The organism is Marichromatium sp. AB32 (genome assembly GCF_003718675.1).
Classification (GTDB): Bacteria; Pseudomonadota; Gammaproteobacteria; order Chromatiales; family Chromatiaceae; genus Marichromatium; species Marichromatium gracile.
Map to the genome: position 1 here is coordinate 1 of NZ_RHFJ01000134.1, position 672 is coordinate 672.

Here is a 672-nt window from a genome sequence, read left to right on the forward strand (position 1 = left end):
GAGGTCGCGCTCGCCGCCGCCGAGGCCCTGCTCGCCGACCAAACCCGCATCCTCGGGCCCGATCACCCCCACACGCTCGCCACGCGCAACAACATCACTTACTGGCAAGCCGAGTCCGGCGCCATCGAGGCCGCGCTCGCCGCCGCCGAGGCCCTGCTCGCCGACCAAACCCGCATCCTCGGGCCCGATCACCCCCACACGCTTAGCACGCGCAATAACATCACTTACTGGCAAGCCGAGTCCGGCGCCATCGAGGCCGCGCTCGCCGCCGCCGAGGCCCTGCTCGCCGACCAAACCCGCATCCTCGGGCCCGATCACCCCCACACGCTTAACACGCGCAATAACATCACTCGCTGGCAAGCCGAGTCCGGCGCCATCGAGGACGCGCTCGCCGCCGCCGAGGCTCTGCTCGCCGACCGAACCCGCATCCTCGGGCCCGATCACCCCCACACGCTTAACACGCGCAATAACATCACTCGCTGGCAAGCCGAGTCCGGCGCCATCGAGGCCGCGCTCGCCGCCGCCGAGGCTCTGCTCGCCGACCGAACCCGCATCCTCGGGCCCGATCACCCCGACACGCTCACCACGCGCAACAACATCGCTCGCTGGCAAGCCGAGTCCGGCGCCATCGAGGTCGCGCTCGCCGCCGCCGAGGCCCTGCTCGCCGACCAA

The 672-nt window shown here is 70.8% G+C and carries 1 protein-coding gene; it reads left to right on the top strand.

Annotated features, from left to right (window positions below):
* A partial coding sequence (locus EBL85_RS16845; RefSeq protein ID WP_148040589.1) for a tetratricopeptide repeat protein occupies positions 1-672 on the top strand: 672 nt, incomplete at both ends.